Origin of the sequence: Caballeronia sp. RCC_10 (assembly GCF_041360715.1) — a bacterium.
Taxonomy (GTDB): domain Bacteria; phylum Pseudomonadota; class Gammaproteobacteria; order Burkholderiales; family Burkholderiaceae; genus Caballeronia; species Caballeronia grimmiae.
The window spans coordinates 1-5,906 of sequence record NZ_JBFUPT010000078.1 but is presented as its reverse complement, the minus strand read 5'-3'; the positions used below and the strand labels follow the sequence as shown (position 1 = coordinate 5,906).

The 5,906-nt window shown below is 60.2% G+C and carries 8 protein-coding genes and 4 pseudogenes; 1 reads left to right on the top strand and 11 read right to left on the bottom strand.

Annotated features, from left to right (window positions below):
* Positions 1-204 precede the first annotated feature (204 nt).
* The 11 genes and pseudogenes from AB6804_RS31420 to AB6804_RS31370 form a co-directional block, all read right to left on the bottom strand.
* Complete coding sequence (locus AB6804_RS31420) at positions 205-1,434, bottom strand: ATP-binding protein (RefSeq protein ID WP_370889769.1); 1,230 nt, start codon at positions 1,432-1,434, stop codon at positions 205-207.
* 303 nt (positions 1,435-1,737) lie between these two features.
* A pseudogene (locus tag AB6804_RS31415) lies at positions 1,738-2,091 on the bottom strand (IS3 family transposase); the annotation flags it as partial.
* A gap of 61 nt (positions 2,092-2,152) precedes the next feature.
* On the bottom strand, positions 2,153-2,290 hold the full coding sequence (locus AB6804_RS31410) for a calcium-binding protein (protein WP_370889771.1): 138 nt from the start codon (positions 2,288-2,290) through the stop codon (positions 2,153-2,155).
* Positions 2,251-2,523: a calcium-binding protein gene (locus AB6804_RS31405; RefSeq protein ID WP_370889768.1), complete on the bottom strand. Its 273-nt coding sequence runs from the start codon at positions 2,521-2,523 to the stop codon at positions 2,251-2,253. The genes AB6804_RS31410 and AB6804_RS31405 overlap by 40 nt, the downstream gene beginning before the upstream one ends.
* A gap of 30 nt (positions 2,524-2,553) precedes the next feature.
* Positions 2,554-3,042 carry a hypothetical protein gene (locus AB6804_RS31400; protein WP_370889767.1) on the bottom strand — a complete coding sequence of 163 codons (489 nt, stop codon included), beginning with the start codon at positions 3,040-3,042 and terminating at the stop codon, positions 2,554-2,556.
* Positions 3,043-3,056: 14 nt separating this feature from the next.
* Positions 3,057-3,185, bottom strand: coding sequence for a transposase domain-containing protein (locus tag AB6804_RS31395; protein WP_370889770.1), 129 nt, complete (start codon positions 3,183-3,185; stop codon positions 3,057-3,059).
* 72 nt (positions 3,186-3,257) lie between these two features.
* Positions 3,258-4,316: pseudogene (locus tag AB6804_RS31390) on the bottom strand (IS66 family transposase); the annotation flags it as partial.
* Positions 4,267-4,422 (bottom strand): annotated as a pseudogene (locus tag AB6804_RS31385) (hypothetical protein); the annotation flags it as partial. The pseudogenes AB6804_RS31390 and AB6804_RS31385, both read right to left, overlap by 50 nt.
* Positions 4,423-4,586: 164 nt before the next feature.
* A complete protein-coding gene (locus tag AB6804_RS31380; RefSeq protein ID WP_370889772.1) occupies positions 4,587-4,772 on the bottom strand; it encodes a hypothetical protein in 186 nt (61 codons plus the stop codon).
* Between the two features lie 2 nt (positions 4,773-4,774).
* Positions 4,775-4,882: pseudogene (tnpB, locus tag AB6804_RS31375) on the bottom strand (IS66 family insertion sequence element accessory protein TnpB); the annotation flags it as partial.
* A 44-nt stretch (positions 4,883-4,926) separates the two neighbouring features.
* Positions 4,927-5,259, bottom strand: coding sequence for a hypothetical protein (locus AB6804_RS31370; protein ID WP_370889766.1), 333 nt, complete (start codon positions 5,257-5,259; stop codon positions 4,927-4,929).
* 277 nt (positions 5,260-5,536) lie between these two features.
* Here AB6804_RS31370 and flgM point away from each other — a divergent pair.
* Positions 5,537-5,906 (top strand): flagellar biosynthesis anti-sigma factor FlgM (gene flgM / locus AB6804_RS31365; RefSeq protein WP_370889765.1); only part of this gene is annotated, 370 nt, incomplete at its 3' end.

Here is a 5,906-nt window from a genome sequence, read left to right as displayed (position 1 = left end):
GACTTCGACAATCAGATTCTCAGCTGAAACCTCCACCGCCTTCAATCTCCCGCCTCAACTCCCCCGTACACCAGTTTCGACTTTAGCTCAGAGGCAAGGGGCCTGGAGTAGAAAGGTTATAACGCGAACATGCCCGTACGACGGATATGCGCGATGGAACCGGCGTAGCCGCCATGCGTTCTGGCGCAAGTCTTCGCTGTGCGCTTAGCATGGGGATGCGCTTCCTCTAATAGGATCGGGGCCATCGATTTGCTTTCGTGCGACGGGATTGCCCGTCTTCTCGTGTCCACTGATGACCGCTACAGGCAGTCTGCAAACGAACACGCTTCCCTGGCCGATGCCGGCACTCTCGGCAACGATGTCGCCCCCATGCATTTCGAGGAGCCGTTTGGTCAGTGTCAGCCCAATGCCGAGCCCGCCGGAACCACGCATGGCGCTTTGATCGCCCTGGGAAAACATCTCAAAGATCGCCGTCAATTTCTCGCACGGTATCCCTACACCATTGTCCGAGATCATGACGACCGCGAAGTTTTCCTCCACTTCGAATTTGACGTCAATGCGGCCAGCCAACGGCGTGAATTTCGTCGCGTTGCCGAGCAGGTTGCCGAAAACCTGCGTCAGACGCATGGCGTCAGCCATTACATAGATTGGGCATTGCGGAACGCCGATGACAAGTTCCTGACTGGCGGCTTCTATCAGAGGTCGGGTCAGTTCGACGCCCCGTTCCACGATGTCCCGGAGATCCACCTGCGACAGTTTCAAGTCGATCTTTCCCGCTGAAACGCGAGAACCATCGATTAGGTCGTCGACCAGGCGAGTGAGGTGAGCCACCTGCCTTTCGATCATGGCTCGCCAAGGTTCGATGTTTGTACCCGGATCGCTACGGCGCATCATCTCCAATGCGCTGCGTACCGGCGCGAGGGGGCTACGCAGTTCGTGCGCAACGGTCGCGATAAACTCGGCCTGGCGTTCCACGCTGCGCTTCAGTTCGTCGATCCGGAGCTTGCGCTCCTGGGCCAGCTTATGCTCGGTAACATCCTGAAAGCAATTAATTGCTCCAATGATGGTGCCATTCTCATCCCGCAGTGGATCAATGCTCACTAGCGCCCATAGGCGTCTGCCGTTGGGCTGCTCTATCTGAAGCTCAAGATTGCGAAACGACGTGCCAGAGCGGAGCGCTTCCACCATAGGAGCGCGGTCGTGCGAAAGAAGGGCACCGTCGGGCAGATGAAGCCTATAGGCACCACAATAGAGCATATTCGCGTCATCGGGCCCTAAAGATCTGCCCCACAGTTCCACCGCTCTCCTGTTGTAGCGCACAATCTGACCATTGAGATCGCAGACGTAAACGGCGACGGGAAGCCCCTCGATGAGTCGTTCGTCCAGAACGGGAGCAGTCTTAAGCTTGGCGCAAATGGGCGTAACAGTCGGCATTTCAACACGTCCTAAAGATAGCCCGACTTCAGAGGGCGACAACGCTTGATTTTACCGCCTCCTTGGATGACGGCCTTCGCACTGGGGCAACTCGAGGCAGCCTAACCTACTCGCACCGGCGATCCGACAAGTCCATCCATCTCGTTTCGCCAACGGCGCTCGATCGGCGCGATACTCAGCCAGCCCCTTTGATTCGCAAAGTGCCGCCGTCTGGCGAGTTCTGTTTCCGCATAGGACGAGTGGGCGACGCGGCGAGAGATGTCCGCGTCGGCAACCCGGGTGCGGACGAATTCTTGGACTGGGTTATGCGGCAATTCCAAGGCTTTGCCGTATCCGAGGGGCTGAGAGAGCCGAGCGATACCTTGATCCTCGCTGCCTTGTACAAGCGGATGTAAGAGTCGGGGACCTCAATGAAGTGATCAACGGTCGTCGCCCGCTAGTCACGAGACCAAGACAATCCGTCGTGGGTCGCCCGAAGAAGCCCTCACAGGCTGCGTTACCGGGGGAGCATTCTTTACGTGACATTGAGTGAATGAGCCGTGCATCAGGTGTTCGAGATAGCCATCCCGGCCAGCGACAATGCGTACCGCGGTCGGAGTGGACCACACGTCGCTCATCAGTATCCGTCAGCGTAACCCGTGCCCGCTGGAAGATAGTGCGAGACGAGCGTTGCTGGGTAGATCAGGACGAGGCGGGGGTAGGCAAGCCTTTCTGGGTGTCAGAATGTGCGGCCTTGATCATGCCAATAGTGCCAGTCCGCGACCGCGACTCGAGTCGGCTTGTCGCCGCTCAACGGAGCGATCTGAGCCAGTGGCGCTACCACGTCGCGTTCTTTCCACCGTACCCAGACGAAGATGCCAACCCGACACAGGTCTTCATGAGCGAGAGTCCGGTTACGCAGACGTGTTCGCCCGTGGGCAGCGGCGAGGAGTCCATTGACTTGCGAACGCTGGCCTTGAATGGGAAGGAGAGCTGTTCTTCCAGATAGCAGTACCACGACATCGCACACTCTTCGTCGGTATAAGCGTCGACGATGATTTCCATCTCAACGCGATGTTCACGTTCCGCGTTGAGTTTTGTCTTGGCCATGATGTCGTTTGATATTCACGTCGATTGGGACTACAGGTCGACGATATGCCTCAGCAGGCCATACGAAACGCGCCAGTGTCCTTCAGAATCTGTCACCGCGATCGACGCAGTCTTCGAATTCAGCCTGACGATGGTGCCGACGCGTTCGTTCAGGTGTTTGTCGGTGAACCCGACGGTGTCGCCGATGAAGAACTCCTCGCGTTTTGCGCGCTGCGGCGGCGCCGGGTCAGGATGAATCGGGGCGGCGCTGTCGGGAACGATCGCCGCGTATTGGATCGCGCAGTGGCGTCGGCTCGCGCTGTCCTGAACGACCGCTTGCGTATGGCGGAGCTCCGCGATGGTGCCTTGAGACGGAGCTCCCAACGGGTTGTCGCCGATATAGCTGACGGCCATGCCAAGGTGCAGACGCTGACGCACTTCGAGGATGCGTCGAGGGTCATCGAGCATTTTGCCGATGGCCAGATAAAGACGATACAACTCGGCGCTGGGCGCCTGCCGAAGCGAGTCGAGAATGTCCATAAATGTGAAGACGTTTAACGGGCGAGCGGCATCAGTTCGTGCACGCGGTTGACACGATACGACGGCAGCTTCTCGAGCGTATCTTTGAGCCACGCATACGGCTCAAAGCCGTTCAGGCGCGCCGTGCCGAGAAGGGAGTACATCCTAGCAGCGGCTCGGGCGCCACGTGGCGAGCCCGCGAAGGTCCAGTTCGCCCTTCCCAGGGCAATCGGGCGAATCTGTCGTTCCAGCGCATTGTTGTCTGGCAACAGGATGCCGCTCTCAGTGTAACGAACGAGCGCCTGTCAATGGCGCAACGCGTATCCGAAGGCCTTCGCCAGCGGCGCCTGTACCGGCCAACCGATGACGTTGCCCTCCAGCCATTGCCGGAATCGCACGAGCAGCGGAAGCGTCTCGGTTTGCCGCGCCGCAGATTTGAGATCCGGTGTGTGCTCACGAATTCGCGATTCGATCGCATACAACTGGGCGATCCATCGCAGCGCTTGCGCCGCGAGTCCCGGTTTACTTTGCGACTTGGCGATTTCGAAGAAGCGTCGGCGGCAATGGGCCCAGCATCCGACTTCGACGATGTCGCCGGTTTCATGGAGCGCGGCATGTCCGCTATACGCATCCGCCTGCAAATAACCTTTGTACTTCTGCAAGTACGTCAGCGGGTGCGAGCCCGAGCCCGAGCGCGACTCGGCGAACTCGAACACGACCGCCGGCGCGTGGTCGACCCAAACGCCATTCTCGTCGCGTTGTCGGGCGCCGAGATAGCCCCATAATCGCGCGGTTCGTGTTGCCTTGCGATCCTTCCCGAGTAGAGGTAGCGTGGTGTCGTCCACGTGCATGCGAGGCGCCTGCAACTGATGAACGCGCAGCGGTGGCAGCAGCACTTCGAGCAACTCGGCCGCCGCGAGCTTCCATTCGCACAACGTTGCTCGAGGCAGGTGCACACCACGGCGAGCGTAGCGCATCTCCTGCCGGTTTAACGGCAGATGATCCACGTACGTGTTGACCAGAATGTTTGCCAGCAGGCTCGCGCTCGCATTGCTTCTGGGCAACGGCGACGGCTGGGCGCTCGCGGTCACGATGGTCGACTCGCCATCCCTCTTTGCCGCGTACTTGAAGCGCACGTGCTCGATGACGGTAAGCTTTGACGGCCCGTAATGCAGCGTCTCGCTGCGCTTTTTGCCGATGCGCTCGAGCGTATCGAATGAGGCCTTCTGTTCGTCGCACAGGTGCCACCTGAACCTTGGCGGGTTCGGGTGGAACCGGTAAATCTGAGGCGGCATCGGACAATTCCGCTTGGCCTGCAAACCGCTCGGAACTGACGCCGAAGCGTGCGCGGTTCAACTGGGCGATCTGGTGCTGCAGGCTTTCCAGTTGTTCCCACAACACCCACGAGAGCCGGTTCTGTTCGAGCGCGAATGCCTGCAGCGCCTCGGGCTCGATGGCAGATCCGCGACAGTGAGGGCGGCGGGCGGCATGTCGACCATGATGCCCAACTCACGCCACGTTTACAAGATGCCCGAGCGTTAAATCAGCGCGAGGAGCAAGCCGAGTCAACTCACGCGCGTGGCCGCGACGGCGTGATGCGGCTCGCGTGCCGGGATCTCGATGCCTTCGAGCCAGGCATTGAGCTCGGCGAGCGCGAAGCCGCGTTGTGCGAGCGATGCCGGCGATGGGAAATGTCCGTGTTCAAGCCGCTTGTACAGAGCGCAAAACCGGTGCGATCCCGATATAAGCACTTGACCTTGGTGCGGTCCCGACCCACGAACACGAACAAATTGCCCGAGGCCGGCTTCTGGGCAAGCAGCGGTTCGACCAGATACGACAACGTGTCTATCGACTTGCGCATGTCGACTGGCTCACGGCAGATGTAGGCCCGAACGTTGGCCGCGATCAGCACCGTGCACCGCCCAACTGCCCGAGCACGAAGCGCACAATGCGCTCGGCATGTGCGCCGGTCAGTTCGATGCGGACACCGGCAAGCGACGGGGTCACTCGATCACGTGACGACGTATCTGCCGTCGTTAGTGGCTGCGTCGCGACCGGCTCTGGCTCACCATCTGAACGGGCAACGACGAACGCCGCGTCCGGGGTCACGGCGAGCGAGCTCATCCGCGCAGATGTCTCGCCCGCGAGCTTCTTGCGCCACAGGCCGAAGGTACTGACTGCAAGCCCTTGCTCACGGCAGAAACGTCGGGCGCCAAGACCGCTTCGTTTCCACGCCATGACCATCTCGCGCCAGAATGCCTCGCCTTGCCGAAAACGGCGGCTCGCAGTCCGGCAGTCTCTTCGGTTGGATCGACCATCGCAATGCTCCGTAGTCACGATGGCACTACATTCGCACCGCACGCGCGTGTGTTCAAGACGGCATGCGCTGACGCATACTCTTCAACACGACCGCGTAACTGGCCGCTCACACTTGGTTCACTTTTTTCAACTGCACGAGTGCCCCGCCGGATAAGGGTTTCGCGCACGTGCCGTGGTGGTCGGAGCGCCGCACGCCTTGCAGCATGGTAAAGATTTCAACGCTTGGACCGTTAAGGAACTCATGCGAGCGAGGAACGAACCCATGAAGATCCAGTCGACGAACGACCGCGCCATGCCGGAGCCGATCACCGTCCGGCGTGCAACGAATGAAACGGACTATGCCGCCGCTCCGCAGCATTCCGACGCCGTTGCCGCTGATAGCTCGGCGGTTACGCTTTCGTCGACTTCCGCGTTGGGCACGTCGAGCGCGACCGACATCGACGCAGACAAGGTTGCAGCCATCAAAGCAGCGCTGCGCAACGGTACCTGCAGTATCGATTCGGGCAGCATCGCCGACGGAATGCTCGGCTCGGCGCGCGACTTACTGCAAAAGACGCCGACACACC

Bases quoted from the DNA above. Each gene is read 5' to 3' on its own strand.
- AB6804_RS31420 (WP_370889769.1), bottom strand. From the start codon at position 1,434: ATGCCGACTGTTACGCCCATTTGCGCCAAGCTTAAGACTGCTCCCGTT.
- AB6804_RS31405 (WP_370889768.1), bottom strand. From the start codon at position 2,523: ATGGCCAAGACAAAACTCAACGCGGAACGTGAACATCGCGTTGAGATG.
- AB6804_RS31400 (WP_370889767.1), bottom strand. From the start codon at position 3,042: ATGGACATTCTCGACTCGCTTCGGCAGGCGCCCAGCGCCGAGTTGTAT.
- AB6804_RS31395 (WP_370889770.1), bottom strand. From the start codon at position 3,185: ATGTACTCCCTTCTCGGCACGGCGCGCCTGAACGGCTTTGAGCCGTAT.
- AB6804_RS31370 (WP_370889766.1), bottom strand. From the start codon at position 5,259: ATGGCGTGGAAACGAAGCGGTCTTGGCGCCCGACGTTTCTGCCGTGAG.